The following is a 22,824-nucleotide window of genomic DNA, read 5'->3' on the forward strand; positions in this document are numbered from 1 at the left end:
CAATGAAAAAAGCACCTAAACGGGTGAATTTGAGGGAGTGGGGAGGCTGTTGTTAACTCCCGGTTTTAATGTTGAATGCCAGCTTTAGACCAGGCAGAGCTGCAAACCGAAGTGCCATTGCAGCCCATCGGCAGCCACCGCCCCTATCAATGCATCGCCCGCTCAGCCAGCAGCAGCAACGCGATGCCAACCATCAGCGCCCCTGACACACGAGATACGACCAGTGCCGCGCCTGGGCGCGTGCCCAGCACGCGCTGCGCTGTAAAACCAACCGCCAGATACACACCGCAGCAGCTCAGCGCATGCACGGCGCCCAGCACCATGATCTGCAGTGCGACGGGCCATGCACTCTCGGCGTGTACAAACTGCGGCAGCAAGGCCAGGAGCAAGAGAATCAGCTTGGGGTTGAAGCCGCTGATACCTGCGCCCTTGCATGCCCATTTCCATCCTCCCCCCACCAGCTCGGACCTGGCACTGACGCTGGCCGCAGGGCTGCGCAGCATGGCCACGCCCATCCAGAGCAGATAGGCGGAGCCGGCCACTGTCAGCACCGTCAAGACCACGGGGTAGCTGGCAACCAGCGCGCCAACGCCTGCGGCCACCGCCGCAGTGGCCAGCAAGGCACCACAGGCCAGACCGACGACCGCAGCGCAAGCCAGGCGGCGTCCGCGCAGGCCCGCAGAAATGACATAGGCCCAATCGGCCCCCGGGGTGATCACCAACGCAAACGACACTGCCCAGAAGGCGGCTACAGCGGTCAAAGGCACAGTACTTCTCTCGTCAAACAAAGGAGAGAAGGATAGGCAACATGTAGCAGAATGTGCTCTCAATAAATTCCGATAACTGAGAGAAAACTGGAAGCTATCTAAGAATGAATGCACTGGATCGGAAAATTCTTGCAGCGCTGGAGCGTGACGGGCGCTTGAGCCTCACCGACCTGGCTGCGCAGGTGGGGCTGAGTTTGTCCTCCTGCCATCGGCGTGTGCGCACCTTGGAGGAGGCGGGTGCCATTCGTGGCTACCGTGCCGATCTGGCACCTGCGGCACTGGGTTTGGACTTTGCTGCCATCGTCTTCGTCACGCTCAACAGCAGCAAGGTCGTGTGCGACTTTGAAAAAGCGGTCGCCGAACTGGACAACGTGATCCAGGCCCAGCGGCTCTTTGGCGACCCAGACTATCTGCTGCAGATCGTCGTCAAAGACTTGCCCGCCTTTCAGAAGCTCTACGACGAGAAGCTGACGGCCTTGCCTGGGATGCAGCGCATGACCTCAACCTTGGTCATGAAGGATGTGGTGTTCAACCGCCCGCTGACCTCGGCGTTGGGCTGATCGGCGCAGACAGGAACCAACATCCCAAGCCTGGTCGCTACTTGTGTTTGGGAATTTCAAATAGAATACGAATCATTTGCAATACATGAGGGAGCACCTGCGCGGGGCTCCCCTTTTTATGTCCCAAGATGCCAGTGCGCACCACGGCGTGCGACAGGAAGTCAGCACGCTCTACCGCGACCACCACAGCTGGCTGCGTGCCTGGCTGCGCCGCAAACTGGGTGATGCGCACCATGCGGCCGACCTGGCGCATGATATTTTTCTGCGCCTGCTGTTGCGCGATGAGCCGGTGGCGGCGCAGGAGCCGCGTGCTTTTCTGACCACCGCTGCCAAGCATGCGCTGCTGAACCACTACCGCCGCCAGCGTCTGGAGCAGGCCTACCTGGATGCATTGGCCCAGGCCCCCGCGGTGATGGCGATGTCGCCCGAGGAGCGGGCGCTCTTGCTGGAGGCGCTCGATGAGATCGACCGCATGCTGGACCAACTGCCAGCCCCCGTGCGCCAGGCGTTTTTGATGGCGCAACTCGAGGGCATGCCCCAGCTGGAGATTGCCGCTGCGCTGGGCGTTTCGCTCTCGACCGTGAAGCGCTACATCGTGCAAGCGGGCATGCAGTGCTATTTCGCCATTCATGGCTGAGGCGGCGATTCCTCGGGCGGTTGCCCAGCAGGCGGTGGAATGGATGGTGGAGCTGCAGTCGCCAGATGCCACCCCCGATCTGAAAGACCAATGGCAGCAATGGCGGGCGGCAGACCCGGTGCATGAGCAGGCCTGGCAGCGCATCGAGGCCGTCAACGGCCGGCTGGGTGCGATGGCCGGGCCCGATACCTTGGACTTTGCCAAAGCCGCCTTGGCGCCGCAGGGATCGGCACGGCGCAGGCAGATGGTCAAGTCGCTGGTGGTGCTGGTCGTTGCCGGCGGTGCGGCCTGGACAGGCTACCGGCAGACCAGCTGGCGCGAGGTGCTGGCGGGTCAGCGCACGGGGGTGGGCGAGCGGCGCAGCATCGATCTGGACGATGGCACGCGGGTGGTCATGAACGCATCCACCGTGCTTGATATCCGCTTTGGCAGCAGCGAGCGCAGGCTGCACCTGATTGCCGGTGAGATTCTGGTGCAGAGCGGCAAGGAGGGCGGTGGCCGGCCCTTGCTGGTGGAGACGCCCCACGGGCTGACGACCGCGCTGGGCACCCGGTTTTCGGTGCGGTTGGATGCGGAGGGGCCGACCCGGGTGGGCGTTTATGAAGGCGCGGTGCGCCTGGCGCCGGTGGACGGTCAGCGCAGCCTGGTGCTGCAGGCCGGCCAAAAGAGCAGCTTTGACCGCCAGCACATCGGCGAGCCCCGGCCGGCCCGCGAGGACAGCGATGCTGCCTGGGTCGACGGGGTGCTGGTCGCGCGGGATATGCGGCTGGATGATTTTCTGCAGGAGCTGGGGCGCTACAGCGTGCACCCGCTGTCCTGCGATGACGACGTGGCGGCCCTGCGCCTGTCGGGCGCCTACCCGCTGGCAGATATTGCCAAGGTGCTGGACAACGTCGCCGGCCTGCTGTCCTTGCAGGTGCAGACCGTTAGCCGCCTCTGGGGTTGGCGCGCGGCATCGTACCGCTTGGTGCGGGCAGGGCTGAAAAAATAATGGGGATGGGCTGAGCTGTTTGGCCGAGCAGCGTTTCAAGAAGAGGAGATCACATGGTTGATCCGAGATTCCTCTTGACCGCCGTCGCCACCGTGGCGAACAGAAAGTATTGCATCCATGGCCCATCACCGCACATCCGCGCGCCGCTTTGGCGGCCGCACCACCGTTCTTGCCCCTAGCGCATTGGCGCTGGCGCTGTCCGCTATCTTGCCGCATGCTGCACATGCCCAGGCCCAAGAACAGGCCCCTGTAGCGGGGCAGAGCGCCCAGGCCTATGCCATCCCCGCCGGCCCGCTGGATACAGCCTTGACCCGCTTTGCCAAGGAGAGCGGCGTGCTGCTGTCCTTTACCCCCGATACCACCGAGGGCCTGCGCAGCCCCGGCCTGCAGGGCAGGCATACGGTGCCAGAGGGCCTGGCTGCCTTGGTCGCAGGCACGGGGCTGCGGGCGGTGCAGCAGGCCAGCGGCAGCTACCTGGTCGTCAAAAAGCCGGTCAGCACCACGCCCGCGCCGGCCGCTGCGGCTGCAGCGCTGGCGCCCGAGCGCTCCTTGGCCGAGATCCGCGTGACGGCGCGGCGCTCGGCCAATGGCACGACTGAAGGCACGGGCTCCTACACCAACCAGGTGACCAGCATTGCCTCCAAGACCGACCAGTCCTTCCGCGAGATTCCGCAGTCGGTGTCGGTGGTGACGCGGCAGCTGATGGACGACAAGCGGGTGGTGGATGTGGAGCAGGCCCTGACCTTGACGCCTGGCGTCATCGTGGCCGACAACTCCGGCCGCTACTTCTCGCGCGGATTTCAGATCACCAGCATGCAGATCGATGGCGGCGCGCCGATGGCCTTGGGCGCCTACACCTACCAGCCCCAGCAGGACATGGGCTCCTACGACCGGGTGGAGGTGATGCGCGGAGCATCCGGCCTGCTGGGCGGGGTGGGCGACCCGGGCGGCATCATCAACCTGGTGCGCAAAAAGCCTTTGGCGCAGCAGCAGGTGGAGGTGTCGCAATCGCTGGGCAGCTGGGGCAACCAGCGCACCGAGGTCGATGCCACCGGCTCCCTGACGCAGGATGGCCGCATCCGGGGCCGCACGGTGCTGAGCTACCAAAAGGGCGACTCCTACTTTGACTACATTAGCCAGGAAAAGCCCTCGCTCTACGGCGTGCTGGAGGCCGACCTGACGGCCGACACCTTGCTGACCGTGGGCGGATCCTACGGCAAGGTGCGGCAGAAGGGCGACTATGCCGGCCTACCACGCTTTGCCGATGGCCGCAGCCTGGGCCTGCCGCGCAGCACGGCCTTCTCCAACCCCTGGGCCTACTTCCACTACCAGAACGAGGAAGTGTTTGCCCAGCTGGAGCACCGTTTTGACAACCACTGGAAGTTCAAGCTCAACGCCACCCATGCGCGCACCGAGCAGCAGCGGCGCTGGAGCACGCTGTCTGGCGCCGTCGATCCGCAAACCCTGGCCGGGCCGGTGTGGCGCGGCGGTGTGCTGGACTCGTCCAACACCCAGGACATGGTGGATCTGAACCTGAGCGGCCCGTTCTCGCTGCTGGGCCGCAGCCATGAGCTGCTGATCGGGGCCGATTGGCAGCGGGTGCGCAGCCATTGGCAGAACATGAGCTTTGCCGACAGCGGCACGGTGGGCGGCAATGTGTTTGACATCCAGCCCTGGAACCCGGCGTTTGACCAGTTCAACCTGAACCTCAGCGAGCGCTACGGCCCCTGGGGCCAGGAGCAGCTGGGCGCCTATGGCGTTGTGCGGCTGCACCCGACCAACAAGCTGCATGTGATTGCTGGCGCCCGCGTGGCGCGCTATGAGTTCACGCAGACCATGTCCGACATCATAGACACCGCTGGCAACACCAGCCCCTGGTCCGCCAAATCGTTCAAAGAAAGCGCCAAGCTCACGCCCTATGGCGGTGTGATCTATGACCTGGACCCGCATTGGTCGGCCTATGTCAGCTACTCGTCGATCTTCAAGCCCCAGGCGCTCAACCTGGCGGGCCCGCAGCCGGGCACGCCGCTGAACCCCATCAAGGGCAAGAGCTATGAGGCGGGGCTCAAAGGCGAGCTGATGGATGGGCGCATGAACGCGACCTTCAGCGTCTTCAACGTGGAGCGCACCGGCACCGCAGTGCTCGATGAACGCTATGCGGAGAACTACAGCCTCTGGGGTGCGAGCTGCTGCTACCTGCCGCAGGGCAAGGTCAGCAGCCGGGGTTTTGATGTGGAAGTGGGGGGCGAGGTCTCCAGCGGCTGGCAGCTGGCGGCGGGCTATACCTTCAACCAGACGCGGGACAAGACCGAAGGCACGGTCTTCAGCAGCATCACGCCCAAGCATTTGTTCAAGCTGTCCACCGTCTATACCTTGCCGGGTGCTTTGTCGAACTGGCGCGTGGGCGGCAGTGGCCGTATCCAGAGCACGCAGTATGTGAGCGGCGCTGTCACCAACAGCAGCGGCGAGAGCCAGCCCTACAAGTTCACGCAGGGCGGCTATGCGACCTGGGACCTGATGCTGCAGTACCGCTTTGACCCGACCTGGACCTTGAGCCTGAACCTGAACAATGTCTTTGACAAGACCTACTACCAGACCGTCAGCTCGGTCTACAACGGCAATATGCAGGCGCTGCCACGCAATGCAATGCTGACCTTGAACGGCAAGTTCTAGGCCATCGGCGATGAAAAAGAGCCTGCAGCGCAGGCTCTTGGTTTATGGTCTTTTGTTGACGTTGCAGAGCTGCCGCTCGCAGGGGATGCCGTCGTTGTCGCCATCCATCTTGGTGTCGGGGCAGTTCTTCAGAAAAAACTTGGCCTCTTTGCACGAGGTCATCTGCGAAACATGTTTGGGGATCGGGCTGAGCCGCTGGTTGCGTTCGTCATATGGATCAGCTGTGGCGACAGGCGCTGGATTGATAGTTGGAGTGACGAGTGCCTGTGGCAAGTGGAGCTCGCCAGGCGCTAACTAAATGGCACTTGGTTAGCCTATGCGCATGGCCGCAACACGGAAAGCGAGCACAACCATAGGCCTTGATGCACCAGACAAGCGCTAAAAATGTGATAATGATAATTCATTATCAATTGAATCCAACATGCTTGTGCTTAGCCAATCAGCTTCACGCTGGATACTTGCTGTTATCGCGGCTTGTGTCTTGCTTGCGTGGCCGTTGCACCAAGCGCAGCATGCCAGCGAGCCCATAGGTACAGAGACTCCTTTGGCGCAGGGAAATAGGGCAGCCGTCTCCAACTCGGACGTTGATGTACCAAGCCACGAAGGCAGCACGAAGGAGTCATGCCTCTGGTGCATGTTCCATGCAAGCCAGCTGGAAGCCATGCCCGCATTCTTTCAGTTCTGCGCGCATGCTGAAGCCAATCCTCCTCCTGCGCAGATCTGGGCAGGTTTACCCTCTGCGCATAGCGCACTTGCGGCGCATCCGCGTGGCCCACCCGCAGGCTGAATCCGTCAGGCTGCATCCCTGCGCTGCTTCTCTAGCTGCAGTCCGACTCTCCCGCTTCCAGCGAGCGACGTATCGCCATCGCGTCCCAGTCAAATGATCTGACCATTGGCGGTCCAGCCGTTTCGGGGCGGTGCCTTCAAAACCCGACCTTTCACTATGTTCTCACGTGGGCAGGCATTGATGCGCCTGTCAGGTGGTCGTGTGCACTGTCACAAGAACCATTTTCAAGTTTTATGCCTTTCTTCTATCCCCTCAGCCTTGTGAACCCTCAGCTGCGCTGGTCCACTGCACAGCTCAGCGCTGTTGCCGTGGCGGTGTCGCTCCTTCCTAGCGTGCATGCGCAGACTTCTGAACCAAGCGCTTCCGATGCTTCGGTTCCCCAAGGCGCTACAGCAGAGGTCACACTTCCGTCGGTGGAAGTGCGAGAAAGTGCTGGCTCAGCCAGGCGCGCACCAGGGGACCGTGCAGCAGTCTCCCTGAAGGCAACAGCGTTGCCAACCACAGTGCAAGCGCTGACACCAGACGACATAGCCAGTACGAACGTGGGACGCGACATCTCCAATGTGTTTCGCCGGGTGCCCGGGGTGCTTGCCAACAATATTGACCAGGGCGAGACCGGCAACGGATTTCGAATGCGCGGATTTGCCACACAAGGAACCCATGGCGCCGACACGGCAGTCTATGTCGATGGCGTCCCACAAAACATTCCATCAAGCCAAGGCGGTGCGGGTCACGGGCCAGTTTTTCTGGAGTGGCTGCACCCGGATCTGATTGACGGCATTGATGTCATCAAAGGGCCAATTTCCGCGCTTTACGGTGACCAAAACCGCGCCGGTGCCGTCGGCATTCGAACCAACAACGGCGGAAGTGCCACCCCTTCAAGCATCAGCGTGAGTGCCGAGCGATACGGTCTGCGTCGTGCGACGCTGCTGCTGTCCAATAGCTTCTCGGACATCGACTCGTTGTTCCTGGCCGATGTGTACCGCAACGACGGCTATCGCTACGACTCGTCGACCGACCGAGACAGCTTCTCGTGGAAGCTTTCCACCAAACATGATGGTGCCCTTTACAGTCTTCGCTTGACCCGTTACGTGGCTGACTTTACGGCCTCGGGCTATCTGCTTCTGCCTCAAATTGAGGCAGGCTTGGACCCGCGCTCGACCCAGGCCAACAACCCAGGCTTTGGCAATGCACGCCGAACCAGCATTGTCTTCAATCGCGCGCCCGTTGATGGTGAGGATGGCTGGTACGCAACCGTCTATGCCGAGGACTTTGAACGCACTCGAGGAATTACGTCCAACGCCACGACCCATACAGTAGGTGTAGACAACCGTGACATCTATGGCGTGCGCGTGTTGAACAACACAACGTTTGACCAGGCAGCATTGGCATTGGGCGTTGAGCTGCGCAAAGACCGCGGCGATGCTTACCGCCAGATGTACGTCAATCGGGCTCCAACGGCGAACTATGTGAACGCACAGTCTTTGGACTTGCTCACCTATGGGGTGTTCGCGCAAGGTCAATGGAAAGCTACGGAGACGCTGAAGCTGAGCGCCGGCGCGCGCTATGACCGATTCGACTACGACATCGATAATCTCAAGCTGCCCGCGGCAAGTACCACGTACGACAAGGGAAGCTTTACACCCAAGCTCGGAGCATCGTGGTCAGTGCTGCCCAAGCTGGAGCTGTTTGCGAACGTCGCCGAAGGTATGCGGTCTCCCGCAGCGGAACAAATCAGCAGCAGTGGCTCAACCGGGCCGCTCGGTGCAGCGGGAGGCGTTGTCAGCCATGTGGCCCCTAGCAAGGTGCGCTCTTACGATCTGGGATTTACGGCGGTCCCCGCTGATGCTTGGACCTTGTCTGGCGCCGCGTACTACATCTTGAACACCGATGAAATCGTCAGCCAGGCGGACGGCTCCTTCAAATCTGTCGGGGACACCACCCGAAAGGGCTACGAGCTGGACGCACGTTGGCGGGTAAGCCCATCAACCAGCGTGTATGCCAGCATCGGCAAGATCCTGATGGCAAAGGTGAACAATCCAGCTGCCAATGCCGGTGCCAAGCTCTCTATCCCAGCCACGCAACTCAAGGCGGGAGCGCAGCACAAACTCCGGTTGGGCTCAGGCCAGCTTACGCTGAACGCCGATGCCTATCTGATCTCGGATATTCCGTATTACGTTGGAACGCCTACTACACAGGAGCGGACCATGCCGATATTTACCAGGTACGACTTGCGCGGTACCTATGACATGGGCCAAACACAGTTTTCGCTGTATGCCTCATTCCAGCCCCATCGCTATGGTACCGAGATTGCCTATGGGAGCGCTGCTGGATTGATGGTCTCGCCTGTCCCTCGCACTACATTTGGCGCTACGGTCCGCTACTTTTTCTGATGTCCAACAACTTCATTCTTGAGGCTCGCGGCCTCACTGTCCAACGCAACAGCAGAACCACGCTCAAGACCTTGAATCTAGGCATCCCGTCGGGCACGGTTTACGCATTGCTGGGAGGCAATGGCGCTGGAAAAACAACCACCTTGAATGCCTTTTTGGGTCTCGTCAAAGCATCCTCCGGTCAAGCTCTGGTGGATGGCATCGACGCTTCGGTGCATCCGCAAGACGCTCGCTCCAGACTGGCATACCTGCCAGAAAATGTTGCACTCTATCCCTACATGTCAGGGGTGGAGAACCTGCGCTATTTCTGCATGGTTTCCAAGTTGCCACTGGACAAGGGCAGAGCACAAGAGCTCCTGGAAATCTCTGGCCTGGCCATCGAAGCCCATGAACGAAAAGTTGCTGGATATTCGAAGGGCATGCGCCAGAAAGTGGGCCTTGCCATCGCTACGGCACGGCAAGCACGTGCAATGCTGCTGGACGAGCCCACCTCGGGACTTGATCCGTCTGCGGCCAATGAATTCGCTCAAAGCGTGTTAGCGGCCAAACACGCCGGCATGGCCATCCTTATGGCAACGCATGACCTGCACAACGTCCTCCAGGTGGCGGACCGTATTGGCATACTGCGCGAAGGGCAGCTTGTATCTGCGTTCGACGCGAAACATGTTGACCATCACACGCTGGAGCGCATCTACCTTGAGCAAGCAGGCACAACTTGTAGGGAGGAGAGCGTCCCATGATGGCTTCTATTGCTACGAAGGAGGCCCGCTCGTTGTTACGGGACGGGCGACTCTGGACATTGGGTCTTGTCCTTGTACTGCTGTTTGCAGCGATGCTGACGACTGCATCCATGCAACGTGATGCTGCCGAACAAGAGCGCGCCCACGTTGAGAAAGTGGCCCGCCAGCAATGGGACCACCAAGGAGACAAGAACCCGCACCGCGCTGCCCACTTCGGCATGTACGCTTTCAAGCCCCGGTCCACGCTGTCCAGCGTGGATCCCGGAGTTGATGCGCATGTTGGCCAGGCAATGTGGTTAGAGCCGCACAAGCGCAACATGGCTTTATTCTCGCCCGCCGCAGATGCGACACCCTCTATCGGCTGGGGGGCATTCACTCCCGCATTTGTGTTGCTGGTATTGGTCCCGCTTCTCATTGCGGTTTTGGGACACAGCACCATCACCCAAGAGCGGGAATCTGGCACCTTGAGGATGCTGCATGCATTTGGTATCAGCGGTTGCTCACTGGTGTTTGGTAAATGGATAGGGATTACCGTGGCCTTGCTGGTCGTGCTTTTGCCCATCGGGCTTGCCTGCGCTTGGATGGCTGGGGGTGAGCAGCACCTTGGTGCTTTCGCTGCTCTAGGTGTATCTCTTCTTGTGTACTACATCACCTGGGTGGGAGTAACAGTGCTTGTATCTGTGCACTGCCATAGTTCAAGGATGGCGCTGCTTGTTCTGACTGCCTTGTGGGTTGGCTGGGTCTTCATCGTGCCGAGGCTCTCGGCCTCCCTGGTCGAGCGATGGGCCCCCTTGCCAACCGGTGCGGCATTCTGGCAAGGCATTGGCGATGACATCCAAAATGGCCTGCCAGGTGACGGTTCAGCTTCTGAACGCATGAAAGCCTTTGATAAAACGCTTCTGGCGGACAACGGCGTGTCAAGGCTTGAGGACTTGCCCTTCGGTGCGAACGCCAAGCGCCGGCTCTACCGAGACAGCTATTCGACCCATGTCCATGAACTGCATTTCGAGCGGCTTTGGTCTGCACAATTCCACCAACAGAAGCTGCTCGGCTGGATGAGCTTCATCAGCCCCTACGGACCAATGGGGACTATCAGCGCGGCGATGGCGGGCACGGATCTGGCGCATCGACATCATTTTGAGATGGCGGCGGAAACCTACCGTCAAAAGTTCACCACCTGGATGGACGAGTGGGACCTTACCTCAACCAAAGGGGTGACATCGTTCGAAGACAAATATGCTGGCAACGCGCAGTGGCAGGCGATTCCCGCATGGAGCTATGAGGCGCCTGGGACTGGATTTGCACTAGAAGCGAGCGCTCTGGCTTGGGCGCAACTGATGGCATGGGCCACAGCGGTTGCTGCTGCTCTTTGGCTCAGTACGCGGAGGCTCAATCCATGAAAGCCGTGTTTGGAGTGCACTACTGGCGTGCAGAAGCCAGCAAATTTGTGCGGCAGCCCTTAACGTGGGTGAGCCTGGGTGCGCTGATGCTCGTACTGATGTTTGCCTCGATTTCTGCGGGATTGGATGCAAGAGCATGGCGAGCCGCTGCTGCGCAAGATGAACCGCTTCGCGCGCAAAGGTTGGATGCCGTGATGGAGGCGATGCGTAAAGCCGGTACCTCCGGACCTGCGTTGGCGACCGCCACCTACCAAGCCGGACGCAGTGAATTGGGCTCAACCCGAATGCCTGTTCAAGAAGGGCTGGTCCTGGGTGTTCAGCGCCTTTATTCGCTGCCCTCAGCGTTGAAGGTCTCTCTTGACAATAGCCAAGTCGACGCACGGGAGCTGGGGTCTATCAAGAATCCTCTGTTGAGTTTGTCGGGTTTGCCTGGTATTCCTGCGATGACAGCCTTGCTGCTGCCCCTTGCTGCACTGATTCTTTGCGCGGGAATGATGCAGGAAGAGCGCGAACAGGGTCGGCTTAGCCTTCTTCGCGTGCAAGCCAGCCATGGTGTAGGTGGGCTCATGCGCGCAGCGATTGGGTGGCGATTTATGGCGCTCTTCGGGGTGGCCTCTGTGTCCACCTTGCCTGCATTCGCTCTGGATCCGGGCTCAAGCGCCAGTGCAGCTCTAAGTTGGCTAGGTCTCCTGGCAGTTTTCACCTTGATATGGGTAGTGATTGGAGGCTTGCTGTCTTGGGCGCCAATCTCCGGCGCAGCGAGCATGCTCACTGCTTTGGGCATTTGGCTTGCGCTCACCTTCGTCGTTCCTGCGGCCATGGTGCAGGCTGCCCAAATACATTCTCCAATGCCTTCAAGGCTGTCCTCGATTGTGAAAATCAGAGATGCGCAGCAGGAGAGCGAGACGCATGAGCAAGAGTTCGCCCAAAATTGGTATGCAAGTCATCCAGACATTCCGAGCCATCTACCTGCAGTTTGGCCTGCGAGCTTTGTCGTTAGGGCATTACAACAAGAGCAGGAATTGCGTGCTGAGCTGAAGCGGTTCGAAGATGCGCGTGAAGCTCAGTCAGACTTCGTGGAGCATTGGTCTTGGCTCTCTCCAGGTTTGAGTTTGGTACTGGCCAGCGAGCGACGCGCTGGAGTGGATGTGCAAAGCCACCTTGCCTACATGCGCCAAGTGGATGTCTTCAGGGAACGGTGGAGAGAATTTTTGGTTCCCCGGGTTATGGATCGAAAAGGCCTGACGCCCGATGGTTGGTCGGACTTACCAAGCTTCTAACGAACCGGTGAGAACGTCTTTCCTGAGCCAAAGCGTCTTTGCAGCTGGATGCTTGGCAAATTGCGCAACGACACTGTCTGAACGGGTTGGGAGGCCGACGGCCCCTTGCCGACTTGGAGCGGAAAGTTCGAGTGCGAGAAAGAGGACGAGGACGAGGACTGTAGTGAAAGCTCTTGGTTTATGGTCTTTTGTTGACGTTGCAGAGCTGCCGCTCGCAGGGGATGCCGTCGTTGTCGCCGTCCATCTTGGTGTCGGGGCAGTTCTTCAGAAAAAACTTGGCCTCTTTGCACGAGGTCATCTGCGAGCAGTGGGTGCGGCCATCGCATTTGAACAGTGGGTTCGGCGCACTGGGCGCAGCTGCCTCCGGTGCCTCGGGTGGCTCGGGCTCGGAGAGAACAGGCTCGGAATCCCGCAGCGATGCGGCCTGCTGCTGCTCATAGCGGCTGTACACCGTCCACGCGGCTAATGCGATCAGCAGATAGATGACGGGCCTGAACACGGTCTCCCCCTCTTTGGATGTGAGTGAGTGTAACGACTCCATGGCTGGCTGAGTCAGGCCAGGGAAGGGGGAAAGCACTTATATGCGTGCCCCCGCCACATCCAAACTACCGCCTCGCTGACGGCATACCGCGTGGGTCGTACTGCTTGGGTGGGGCCTCCCGGCCTCAAAGACGCCAATATCCGGTGCCTTGCCCACGTAGCCATCATTGGTGGTGGGCAAAACCTTGCCAGCATTGATCGGCACGGATCCCGCTGCGGGTTAGGGGGCAACATTCTGCTGGGTGGCGACAAACGCATATAGCTTTTTGAGGCCGATATTGCTCCCGAAGCCTCGCATCTGTCGGCCCCTTCCACCCTGGGTGACTACAAAAATTCTGCTGGCAGCGTGCACTAGCTTCGCCTTAGCGCCTCTTGGCGGCGTTCTTCCAACGAAAGTCGATAGCGAATTGCAGAATCGTGCGATCTTTATCGCAAAAAGTTTCAAATGTATTGAAATGTGTGTAAGCTTGCGCGCGGTGTGTTGGTTCCCGTCGTTCCGCGCTACATGAGCTCAGGCTGCTGACGAGTCTGATCTCGGCTCCACTACATCGAGGCAGGTTGGTAATTTGGTAAAGCGCCGGTTTGGGGACCGGTTGCTTTATGGCGCTGTAACCCATTGACATTCCTCTGAATAGGGCGTTCTGCACATGTAGGTTTGTCATGCAGGCGACATGATCCACTGTGTTCGTTTTGGTGCTGCATCGTATTTTTTTATCCAGGTAATTGGTGTTAATTAAGATTTTACTGAGAGGTTTATGAAAGCAATTTTTCGAATCTGGCTACTTCTATTTATTTCTTGGAACGCGCATGCGGCCCTCACCCCAATCTTGTTGAACGGAGACGTGCAAGTTGATGTGTGTGAAGGGGCGGCGTGCACAGGAAGCAATGTTGGCGTATCCAATACCTCTCGTTCACTTACCGCAGATCCTGCTGGTAATGTATATATGGTATTTTTTAAGGCCAATGTATTAAGCGTAGCAAAATCCATCAACCAGGGTGCTAGTTTTCTGGAGCGCGTTAATCTGCCCGCATTTGGGGGTAGTGCGACTACGGTAGCTGCCGCATCAATTAGGTCATCAAGCAGTGGAATAGTTTACGTATTTGCCATACTGAATAATGGCGAGGCATATGTTTCGAGAAGCTTGAATCAAGGTGTCACTTGGTCTGACCCGAACAAGGTGGGCGCGGTTTCGAGCACCAGTTCCGCTATTGGGATGGCTACATTTGGTAAATACGTCTATCTTATGGGTGCTGGAGGTGGTGGTTTTCAGCTTTTCAGAAGTGATGATGAGGGATTGACGTTTGCTACTACGAATGTCGCTATGAGCGTGGCATTCGGAAATGTTATGGTTGACAGGGTTAATGGCGATGTTTACATCGCCGCTGACACTCCCGCTTTCCAGGTTCGTAAAAGTACCGATTTTGGCAAAACCTTTGGGCCGGTAATCAACCCTCCAGGGCAAGCATATTTTTCTAGTTGGGCCTTGGCGCATGAGCAAGATAATACTTACTTGTATGCGGTCGGAAGTCTTATCGGATCTTCTGGTGATCCGGGTTATAAAGTAAATATAAATTCAAATACTAGTGTTCGGCTTAATCTGGACGCAACGACTGTTGCGAATTCGGCTAGCGTATTTTCTGATGATTTTGGAAATGCGCTCTATCTTTATAAGACCAACGGTGGTGGCATAGCATTTCAAAATTCAAACGATTTTTTTACTACTTTCAATGCTTCGCAGACTATAGTGGCGCAGGCTAATAATCAAACCGCGGTAATCAATCCCCAGACTGGTAATATTCACATTGCCTATATAACCAACTCTGGTATCAAGATGAATACCTATGGTTCGGGTGCCGTGGGTTATGATGTCAGTGTAGAGCCACGGTTTTTGGATTTTGGTAATAAACGTTTGGCTTCGGTGAGCAGTCTGCCGGTTACCATTAAGAATAATGGAAAAGCACTGGCGATTTTGAGCGACTTTGTGGCTGGTCCTGGCTATTCAGTAAACTCGCACTGTCAAGCGAGTTTGGCAGCAGATTCAAGCTGCGTGGTTGATGTGACCTTCACGCCCACCTCCCAAGGTGTGACGTCTAGCGAGCTGACCTTTACCGCCAATGGTGTAACGTTGCAGATCCCGCTGCTGGGTAAAGTAGCCGCTGCAGACGTATCTATTACCAAGACGGATGGCATCACGTCGGTGGCGGCAGGCGGTTCCCTGACCTACACTATTACGGTGTCGAACGCAGGGCCTGACACCGCTTCTGGCACCACCGTGAGCGATACATTGCCTGCCTCTTTGACCAATGCGGTATGGACCTGCGTGGGAAATGCCGGTGGAATATGTACGCCTTCCGGCGTAGGTAGCATCAATGACTCCATTAACTTGGCCGTCGGCGGATCTGTGACATATACATTGAATGCGACAGTGGACCTGGCCGCGTCTGGTACGATTTCCAATACTGCAGTTGTTGCGAATTCTGCAGAAATCGTTGATCCCCGTCCTGAAAATAATTCGGCAACCGATACGGATGCGGTTATTGCTGCATCTTTCAACGTTGTTGGTGCTGCCGATCCTGTGGATGCGGGAGCGGTGACTTGCTCTGGGCCTGTGGGCTTTGGCGGCACGATCAATTGCTCGGCACAAGCCGTGCCAGGATATACCTTCGAGGCATTTGCTGGTGATTGTGAGGGCAATGTTTGCACCATTAACAATGTCCAGAGTAACAAGATGGTGATTGCTCGATTTTCGCCGACTCTTTATAGCGTCACTGGAGTCGTGAATCCATTGGAAGCCGGAACGGTAACTTGTACGACATCGATTAATCACGGAGGCAGCAGTACCTGTACAGCAATCGCTAATCCTGGTTATACATTTGCGTCGTTCAGTGGCGATTGCTCCGGTTCGGTCTGCACTATCGATAATATTCAGAGTGACAAAACTGCAGTTGCAACATTTACACGTAATTTCTTTGTGGTGACTGGGTCTGCTACTCCTGCCAATGGAGGTCAAGTGGCATGCACGGGTCCAATTGCTTATGGTGATACCAGCGTGTGTACTGCAACGCCTGCACCTGGCTTCGAGCTGGTTGGGTTTCAAGGTGATTGCACTGGGAAAATCTGCACGGTAGAGAACATCCAAGGCGATAAGTCCGTGACCGCTAAATTTGCAATGCGAAGCATCATCAGCAAATCTTCTACTGATGCTGTCGTAAGTGCCAGTTTGATCACGGCAAGTTCTGCTTGTGAATTCGATCCGGAAAACACGGGCCCATTTACGCCGGCGGTGGCTTATGAAGGAAATTCGGTTTTTGCACAAGGCGGCTTCAAATTTAAACTGCTGAACTGTGAAGTCGGTGAAAAGGTTAAGGTTGCTGTTACATTCCCATCGCTCGAGGGAATGGGGGCTAAGAAGTTTGGTCCAACCCCAACCTCTTCGGGTAAGAGCATTTGGTATGATCCAATGGGCCTGACGATATCGGGAAACACGATTACTTATGAACTGACGGATGGTGGTCTTGGCGATGATAATATTGTTGCCGACGGAGTCATTAATGATCCTATCGTCCCCGTGCCCTTGCCGGCACCCGCTGCAGTGGCACAGCCTGTGCCTTCGCTTTCTCAATGGGCGCTGTGGATTCTTTCGCTATTGATTGCGGTGGTTGCCGTTGTGCGTCATCGCAAGCAAAGTAGCTTGGCTTAATCCGTCTATCGGATTGAGATATTTCGCCAGCCTGTTGCCTACCAAGAGATTGGCACAACAGGTAGAGTCTCCACAGACGTCGGGGGAGGTATGGAAACATACCTCCCCTTTTTTCGTTGCACGATCAGAATCCTGGCTTGGGTTAGGCAAGCTCTGCAGAATGAATTTTGTTCTTACTCTTTGGGTTAGCCGCTTGCCAAAAACGCCATCAGCCTGCGCTCGGCCTCGCGCAATCCCGCGCTGCCGCGCAGCTTGCCCGCATAGGCATCGCAGCGCGCGCCGCCCTCGGGGCCTTCGCAGACCTCCATCACCAGCGGGTGGATATAGTACTTGCGGCAGACCGCCACGGTATTGCCCAGGTGCTGGGCGACCTGGCGGACGATATCGGGTGCCGTCAGCGGGGCATCGCTGCTGCGCGACTGCAGCGCCAGCGACAAGGCCAGTACGCTGGCATGCCAGGTGCGAAAGTCCTTGGCGCTGAAGTCCTCACCGGCGATCTCGTGCAGATAGGCATTCACATGCTCAGAGCGCAGTTGCTTGCGCTCGCCCGCGTCATCCACATACTGGAACAGCCGCTGGCCCGGCAGGTCCTGGCAGCGCCGCACGATGCGCGCGACGCGCGGGTCCTCCAGCTCCACCTGCTGCTCCACGCCACTCTTGCCTTTGAACGCCAGCCGGATGCGCGATGCGCGCATCGTCACATGGCGGTTGCGCAGGGTCGTCAGCCCAAACGAGCCGTTCTCGCGCGCATAGCTGTCGTTGCCAATGCGCAGCGCCGTGGTGTCCAGGAGGCGGACCACCGCTGCCGCCACCGAGGTCTGCGTGGTATCGCCCGCTTTCAGGTCACGCTGGATGCGCCGGCGAATCAGACCCAGCTTGGCCGCAAAGGCCGCCATGCGCTCGAACTTGGTCTGCTTGCGCTGCTCCTGCCACTGCGGGTGGTAGCGGTACTGCTTGCGCCCCCGGGCATCGCGGCCCGTCGCCTGCAGGTGGCCCTGCGGATCGGGGCAGATCCACATATCGGTGTAGGCGGGAGGAATGACCAAGAGGCGTATGCGTTCGAGCTGGCGCGGGTTGCGAATGGTCTGCCCACGCTGGTTTCGGTAGACAAACCCATCGCCGCGCTGGATGCGCTGCCAGCCGGGCGAGGCATCGGTGACATAAGCCAAAGGCTTTGGGGGTTTGACCATGTGGTGCTGCTCTTGTGGTTTTGAGAAATGCGCTGATCTCGTCGCAAAAGCGTAGTGGCGACCCCGGCAGCCCGCTGTCAGCGAGGGGCTTGCGCGGGCCTCCTGTTTTGGCGCATCTGCGCCTCAGACGGGGCTGCTGCGCAGATGCGGGGTGGATGCCGCATGGCTGTGGTCTTGGCAAAGCCGGGGCAGCCGGGACCGTGCTTGGCGGAAAAGTTCAATGTGCTGGCACGGGTACTCTGTAAGCGGAAATCGCTTCGTTATGTAGTTTTTGTAACGCCGGATAGATTTCATCAAATAAATAGGTAGAGTTAATTTTTCAAAGAAAATTGAAGAAAACCAAATGTCAGAACGTTCTAGCAACCTGCAGGATTTGGCTGAAAGATTGGCAGCCTTGAGGGAAGAAGGGGCGGAGTTGCTGGCCCGCAGGCCGGCGCCGGGCACCAGCGACCATGCGCGCTTGTCCTGGATCGATGCCGAGATAGAGGCGTTGAGCCGGCAGCTTCAGCAGGGGACGGGTCAACCTTGAGCCTTGGACTTGCGCAAGGCATGTTGAGCAGGCTGCACCAAGGTACCGGCTCGCATGGGGCCCTCGGCAAGCGCCATCGGGCGGAGGCCAACCGCTATTTGTCCTTGCATGCGCAGAAGCGGAGGGCAGGATGCCAGGCACCTGTTCTGTATTCTTCCGCTTGGGCCAAACCACGCCGTCGGTGACGCCGAGTAGGTCTGGCAAGCTTGGCGGCTGGACGCTGATAAGCAAGCGGACTGCACTGGCTTTGACCCGAGCGCTGAACCAGCGCCCCAGTGCCGGGCATGGGCCTCGAGATACCTCCACATCTCCCCTGGGCAGGCCCTGAAAGCCGGCCACCCGCAGCTGAATCACTATTTTACGGGATGGCAAAACCGGCTTGCCCCTTTAGTCTGCGCTCAAGACAAGACTGGGGGTAACTATGGTTAGATTTGGCAACGCTGGTAACGCCAACCGGCGGGCGCAAGGCGGGAGAGTTGGGTTGGCAACGCTGCTGGAACGCACTGTGCAGGCAAAGGCAGCCGGGAGCCGTTTGCGGCAGCTGGTTTTGCTGGGCAGTTTGGCATTGGTAGTTGCACTGCCACTGGCGGCCCAGGCCAAAACCTATGTGGTCAATGCGGTGAGCGGTTCCACCGCCAATGCGTCCGGCTGTGATGCAGGCAATAGCGGCACTTGCACCCTCGGCAATGCCATTTTGGCGCTCAATGCCGATGCAGACAGCAGCGTTGCGGCGCGCATCGAGTTTGATGCGGGCCTGTTTTCGTCTCCGCAGACGATTGCGGTGAGCCAATTGGCCCCGCGTTACAGCGTGGACATTGCGGGCCCGGGTGCGCATCTGCTGACCTTGAGGGGCAGCACGTCGCAGACCATGTTTGTGATGAATGCCGGTCAAGGCGCGAGCGGTACCGGAAGTACCTTGGAGGTTCGTCTCGCTGGGCTGCGCATCAGTGGCGCGCGCCAAGGCATCAACAGCGCTGCCAAACTCACGGTCGACAGCTGCTGGATTGATAGCAACATCAACACCAGCACGAGCAATGGTGGCGGTATCCTCAACCGCGGCAGCCTCAGCTTGCTCAACAGCACGGTGGCCAACAACACGGCCAGCAACGCGTCGTTTGGCTACGGCGGCGGCATCCAGAATGATCCGACTGCCACGGCGCTGCTGATCCACAACAGCACCATTGCCAACAATGTGGCCCGCCAAGGTGGCGGCATCAACAATAGCTCAGGTGGCAGCATTGCCATCCACAACTCCACCATCAGCGCAAACCAAGCAACCAGTTGGGGTGGAGGTTTCTACAGGGAGGGCAGCAGCGCGCCGTTGGTGGTCAACTCCATCATTCGCGGTAACACGGCGCCCAGCTTTCCGAATGTGGTGGGCGGCAGCAGCTTGGTGAACCAGAACAGTACCATCCATACCGCCAACGCAGCCGACACAGGGCTGCCTGCGATCGGGCTTGCCGCTTTGGGCGCCTATGGCGGCACCATGCCAACGATGCCGCCCCTGGCGGGCTCACCGGCGCTGGGCCTGGGCCGCTACGCAGCAGGCGAGCAGGTTCGCGACCAGATCGGCGCACCGCGCCCGGCCACCGAAGGTGCGGTGATTGATGCAGGTGCCGTGCAAGGCCAGGCCTATACCCTGGCATTTGCCAGCCCTTCGCCTTTCCCCAGCCAGGTGGCGCCGGGTGCGGCGTTGCCGGTGACGGTGGATGTGCAAAGCAGCGGACAGCCTCTGCTGGGGGTGACCCCGGCCTTGCTTGCCAGCACACATGCTGGCCTGACCTCCAGCGCCAGCTGCGCGCCGAGCAATGCCAGCGGCCAGGCTGCTTGCACGGTCAGCTTCACATTGCCCGGTGGCGTGCCGGTTGCGGGCGTCAGCCTCAATGCGTACCTGGGCGCAGCCTCGGTCAGCAGCGCGGCCTTTACCGTCGCGGCCCAGCAGCTGGGCGGATTTGGTATCAGCCTGCCAGCGCAAGTGGCTGCGGGCCAGGCGTTTAACTTCAGCGTCAACGCGCTTGATACCGGTGGCCATGCGATGCCCAGCTACAGCGGCACCGTGCATTTCAGCAGCAGTGATGCCGGGGCACAGTTGCCCGCAGGCGCCGCGCTCTCCGGCGGGGTGGGCAGTTTCAGCGTCACCTTGGCCGCCATGGGCAGCCAGCAGATCACGGTGGCAGATGCGCTGTCCAACCCCGTGGTACAAGGCTCGGCCAGCACGCAGGTGCTGTTGCTGCCGCCCACCGTCACCAGTCTGGCGCCCGCCGTGGCCGATGCCGCAGGCGGCACGGTGGTGACGGTGAACGGCAGCCACTTTGATGCCACGGCCCAAGTGCAGTTTGCAGGCTTTACCTATATCCAGCCTTTCAATGTGACGCCCACGTCGCTCAGCTTTGTGGCGCCGGCTGGCGCGGGCGGCAGCGATGCAGCGGTACAGGTGTTTACCCAAGGCTGCTATATGGCCGTGCCCAACGCCAATTGCATGAGCCCCATCACGCCCGCCAGCGTGTTGCGCTTCTTTGCGGCCAGCTATGTGGTCAACAACGCTGGCGACAGCGATGGCAGCAACCCACAAGCCTGCGCCCAGGGCAATGCCAACACCTGCACCTTGCGCGATGCGGTGCTGCAGGCCAATATGCTGGGCGGCGCGCCCGTCATCCAGTTTGATGCCAGCGTGTTCAACCCCGCTGCGCCGCAGACCATCAGCTTGGCCCATGGCCAGATCAGCCTGGCTAAAAGCATGACCATCGAGGGCCCGGGCGCCGATGTGCTGACGGTCAGCGGCAATGGTGCCAGCCGTGTGCTGCAGATCGAGGCCGCCGCGCAGCCGGTGCGCCTGGCGGGCCTGCGCTTGGCGCAAGGCCGCTCCAACGGCGGCAGTGCGGTGCTCAACCATTCCACTGGCTTGGTGCAGCTGCAAAACCTGGTGCTGGCGCAGAGTGTGGCCGCAGCCGGGGGCTACAGCGGCGGCAATGACTCGCTGGCCCAGGCGGGATCGGGTGGGGCGGTGTACTCGCATGGATCGGGTGTGTTGGAGATTGAAGGTTCCACCTTCGACAGCAACAGTGCTGCACAACTGGGCGGCGGCCTGCTGGTGGCGGCGGGCAACACCGCCACCTTGCGCGGCAGCACCTGGGTGTCCAACCAAGGCGACTTGGGTGGCAGTGCGCTTGCCAACCTGGGCAGTGTGGCGCAGATCGAGAACAGCACCTTCAGCGCCAATGCCAGCCCGAACGCGGCCGGCCAAGGTGGCACCCTGTTCAGCCAGGGCCAGAGCCGTTTGGTGCTGCTGAACAGTACGCTGGCAGGCAATAGCAGCGGCATTGCCGGTGGTATCAGTGGCGCAGCCGACGGTGGCAACACCCCCAGCCTGAACCTGGTGAACAGCATCGTGGCCGGCAACAGCGGCGGCGCTGGGCCAGCGGCTGATATCCGCAGCACAGGGCTGACCCTCATTGATGGCGGTGGCAATGTCTTTACCCGGGACACGCCTACGACCATCGACCCTGGCCTGGCACCGCTGGGCCACTACGGCGGCAACACCCCAACCCTGCTGGCGCTGCCCGGTTCGCGCAGCATTTGCGCGGGCGTGGCCAGCGCGGCAGAGGTGACGGTGCCACCGCTGGACCAGCGCGGCGCCGCGCGCCCCTATGTGGCCGATGGCCTGGTGCCCGCATCCTGCGTGGATGCCGGTGCCGTGCAAAGCCATTACGCGATGCAGTTCAGCGTGCAGCCATCAGCGGTGGCGCTGAACACCCCCATGCTGCCAGCGCCGCAAGTCACACTGCAAGAAAACGGCCAGGCCTTTAGCAGTACCAGCTACCCAGCCCTTGGCGCACTCGCCTCGCTGGGCAGCGTGCAACTGGCCCAAGGCCCAGGCACGGGCCGCCTGGCCAAGCTGGTGTTGGCCACCACGCCGGTATCGGTAGACCTGGCCACTGCCACCGGCACTGCCGTGTTTGACGACCTGGAGTTTGCCCAAGCCGGCAGCCAGAGCCTCGTCGCCAGCCTGGCGCTCAACCCCAACCTGGCCGAGCCGGCGCTGCTGCAAACCAGCAGCGCCAGCTTTGCCGTCGGCCAGGCCGCCGCGCAGGTCAGCCTGGAGGCCAGCCCGCAGCAAGTGCAGCAGGGCCAGGCGGTGACCTTGACCGCCACGGTGATCGGCAGCGCCCCTGGCGGCACCGTCACCTTCAGCGATGGCCCCAGCGTGCTCTGCGGCGGCCCTGTGGCCCTTGTCACCGTGGGCGATACCGCCACCGCCAGCTGCACCACCTCCGCGTTGGCGCAGGGCGAGCGCGCTATCACCGTGACCTACAGCGGCGATAGCAACAACGCCGTCGCTGTGACCTTGACCCCGTCGCAGGTGGTCGTCACCGCGCCTCCGGGCAACGGCGGCACCAACCCCATTGCGGTCCCTGCGTTGTCGGGCTGGGCACTGGCCTTGCTGGCTGCGCTGGTGGGCGGGATGGGCCTGGTCGGGCGCCGTGTGGTGGCGCGCAAGGCCGATTGAGTGGTGGGGCGCCGGGCCAGCCTGCATTGCGGGGGCCGGGCGCCGAGATGTGGTGAATAAGCAGAGGTGGAGGGGGTGTAGGAGGGCAGGGAGACAGGTCCTAGGCGAACGGCTGGCTTGGCCAAGTCA

Annotated in this window: 14 protein-coding genes; 10 read left to right on the plus strand and 4 right to left on the minus strand. The window is 59.8% G+C overall.

Going from position 1 to position 22,824, the window contains the following annotated elements; genetic code table 11:
- Positions 1 to 146: 146 nt before the first annotated feature.
- Entirely contained in the window at positions 147 to 767 is a 621-nt protein-coding gene (locus WH303_RS07730) for a LysE family translocator (protein WP_339517779.1), read from the minus strand.
- A 104-nt stretch (positions 768 to 871) separates the two neighbouring features.
- Between WH303_RS07730 and WH303_RS07735 the strand changes: the two genes are divergently transcribed.
- The 4 genes from WH303_RS07735 (at position 872) to WH303_RS07750 (ending at position 5,628) form a co-directional block, all read left to right on the plus strand.
- Positions 872 to 1,327, plus strand: a complete 456-nt coding sequence (locus WH303_RS07735) for an Lrp/AsnC family transcriptional regulator (RefSeq protein ID WP_339517780.1) — start codon at positions 872 to 874, stop codon at positions 1,325 to 1,327.
- A 118-nt stretch (positions 1,328 to 1,445) separates the two neighbouring features.
- The gene (locus WH303_RS07740) at positions 1,446 to 1,964 is read left to right on the plus strand and encodes a sigma-70 family RNA polymerase sigma factor (RefSeq protein WP_339517782.1); all 519 of its coding nucleotides are present in this window, start codon (positions 1,446 to 1,448) and stop codon (positions 1,962 to 1,964) included.
- Entirely contained in the window at positions 1,957 to 2,955 is a 999-nt protein-coding gene (locus WH303_RS07745) for a FecR domain-containing protein (RefSeq protein WP_339517784.1), read from the plus strand. Before WH303_RS07740 ends, WH303_RS07745 begins: the two co-directional genes overlap by 8 nt.
- Positions 2,956 to 3,072: 117 nt before the next feature.
- Positions 3,073 to 5,628, plus strand: a complete 2,556-nt coding sequence (locus tag WH303_RS07750; protein WP_339517786.1) for a TonB-dependent siderophore receptor — start codon at positions 3,073 to 3,075, stop codon at positions 5,626 to 5,628.
- 42 nt (positions 5,629 to 5,670) lie between these two features.
- Here WH303_RS07750 and WH303_RS07755 read toward each other — a convergent pair whose 3' ends face one another.
- A complete protein-coding gene (locus WH303_RS07755; protein WP_339517788.1) occupies positions 5,671 to 5,790 on the minus strand; it encodes an excalibur calcium-binding domain-containing protein in 120 nt (39 codons plus the stop codon).
- A gap of 858 nt (positions 5,791 to 6,648) precedes the next feature.
- Here WH303_RS07755 and WH303_RS07760 point away from each other — a divergent pair.
- Genes WH303_RS07760 through WH303_RS07775 form a run of 4 tightly spaced genes read left to right on the plus strand, consistent with a single transcriptional unit; the run spans position 6,649 to position 12,228 of the window.
- Complete coding sequence (locus WH303_RS07760) at positions 6,649 to 8,808, plus strand: TonB-dependent receptor (protein WP_339517789.1); 2,160 nt, start codon at positions 6,649 to 6,651, stop codon at positions 8,806 to 8,808.
- Complete coding sequence (locus tag WH303_RS07765) at positions 8,808 to 9,548, plus strand: ABC transporter ATP-binding protein (RefSeq protein ID WP_339517791.1); 741 nt, start codon at positions 8,808 to 8,810, stop codon at positions 9,546 to 9,548. Before WH303_RS07760 ends, WH303_RS07765 begins: the two co-directional genes overlap by 1 nt.
- A complete protein-coding gene (locus tag WH303_RS07770; RefSeq protein WP_339517793.1) occupies positions 9,545 to 10,948 on the plus strand; it encodes a DUF3526 domain-containing protein in 1,404 nt (467 codons plus the stop codon). Before WH303_RS07765 ends, WH303_RS07770 begins: the two co-directional genes overlap by 4 nt.
- A complete protein-coding gene (locus tag WH303_RS07775; protein ID WP_339517795.1) occupies positions 10,945 to 12,228 on the plus strand; it encodes a DUF3526 domain-containing protein in 1,284 nt (427 codons plus the stop codon). The genes WH303_RS07770 and WH303_RS07775 overlap by 4 nt, the downstream gene beginning before the upstream one ends.
- A 178-nt stretch (positions 12,229 to 12,406) precedes the next feature.
- Here WH303_RS07775 and WH303_RS07780 read toward each other — a convergent pair whose 3' ends face one another.
- On the minus strand, positions 12,407 to 12,769 hold the full coding sequence (locus WH303_RS07780; RefSeq protein ID WP_339517796.1) for an excalibur calcium-binding domain-containing protein: 363 nt from the start codon (positions 12,767 to 12,769) through the stop codon (positions 12,407 to 12,409).
- A 754-nt stretch (positions 12,770 to 13,523) separates the two neighbouring features.
- Between WH303_RS07780 and WH303_RS07785 the strand changes: the two genes are divergently transcribed.
- The gene (locus WH303_RS07785) at positions 13,524 to 16,469 is read left to right on the plus strand and encodes an IPTL-CTERM sorting domain-containing protein (protein ID WP_339517797.1); all 2,946 of its coding nucleotides are present in this window, start codon (positions 13,524 to 13,526) and stop codon (positions 16,467 to 16,469) included.
- A gap of 185 nt (positions 16,470 to 16,654) precedes the next feature.
- Here WH303_RS07785 and WH303_RS07790 read toward each other — a convergent pair whose 3' ends face one another.
- Positions 16,655 to 17,659: a DNA topoisomerase IB gene (locus WH303_RS07790; RefSeq protein WP_339517798.1), complete on the minus strand. Its 1,005-nt coding sequence runs from the start codon at positions 17,657 to 17,659 to the stop codon at positions 16,655 to 16,657.
- 1,088 nt (positions 17,660 to 18,747) lie between these two features.
- Here WH303_RS07790 and WH303_RS07795 point away from each other — a divergent pair.
- Positions 18,748 to 22,695 carry a beta strand repeat-containing protein gene (locus WH303_RS07795; protein ID WP_339517799.1) on the plus strand — a complete coding sequence of 1,316 codons (3,948 nt, stop codon included), beginning with the start codon at positions 18,748 to 18,750 and terminating at the stop codon, positions 22,693 to 22,695.
- Positions 22,696 to 22,824 lie beyond the last annotated feature (129 nt).

The sequence above is a fragment of the Comamonas sp. MYb69 genome, assembly GCF_037479315.1.
Lineage (GTDB): Bacteria > Pseudomonadota > Gammaproteobacteria > Burkholderiales > Burkholderiaceae_C > Comamonas.

What these genes read in the sequence shown, in the direction of transcription:
- WH303_RS07745 (WP_339517784.1), top strand. Translation starts at nt 1,957, where the DNA reads ATGGCTGAGGCGGCGATTCCTCGGGCGGTTGCCCAGCAGGCGGTGGAA.
- WH303_RS07780 (WP_339517796.1), bottom strand. Translation starts at nt 12,769, where the DNA reads ATGGAGTCGTTACACTCACTCACATCCAAAGAGGGGGAGACCGTGTTC.
- WH303_RS07735 (WP_339517780.1), top strand. Translation starts at nt 872, where the DNA reads ATGAATGCACTGGATCGGAAAATTCTTGCAGCGCTGGAGCGTGACGGG.
- WH303_RS07765 (WP_339517791.1), top strand. Translation starts at nt 8,808, where the DNA reads ATGTCCAACAACTTCATTCTTGAGGCTCGCGGCCTCACTGTCCAACGC.
- WH303_RS07775 (WP_339517795.1), top strand. Translation starts at nt 10,945, where the DNA reads ATGAAAGCCGTGTTTGGAGTGCACTACTGGCGTGCAGAAGCCAGCAAA.
- WH303_RS07755 (WP_339517788.1), bottom strand. Translation starts at nt 5,790, where the DNA reads ATGACCTCGTGCAAAGAGGCCAAGTTTTTTCTGAAGAACTGCCCCGAC.
- WH303_RS07760 (WP_339517789.1), top strand. Translation starts at nt 6,649, where the DNA reads ATGCCTTTCTTCTATCCCCTCAGCCTTGTGAACCCTCAGCTGCGCTGG.
- WH303_RS07770 (WP_339517793.1), top strand. Translation starts at nt 9,545, where the DNA reads ATGATGGCTTCTATTGCTACGAAGGAGGCCCGCTCGTTGTTACGGGAC.
- WH303_RS07785 (WP_339517797.1), top strand. Translation starts at nt 13,524, where the DNA reads ATGAAAGCAATTTTTCGAATCTGGCTACTTCTATTTATTTCTTGGAAC.
- WH303_RS07750 (WP_339517786.1), top strand. Translation starts at nt 3,073, where the DNA reads ATGGCCCATCACCGCACATCCGCGCGCCGCTTTGGCGGCCGCACCACC.
- WH303_RS07740 (WP_339517782.1), top strand. Translation starts at nt 1,446, where the DNA reads ATGTCCCAAGATGCCAGTGCGCACCACGGCGTGCGACAGGAAGTCAGC.
- WH303_RS07790 (WP_339517798.1), bottom strand. Translation starts at nt 17,659, where the DNA reads ATGGTCAAACCCCCAAAGCCTTTGGCTTATGTCACCGATGCCTCGCCC.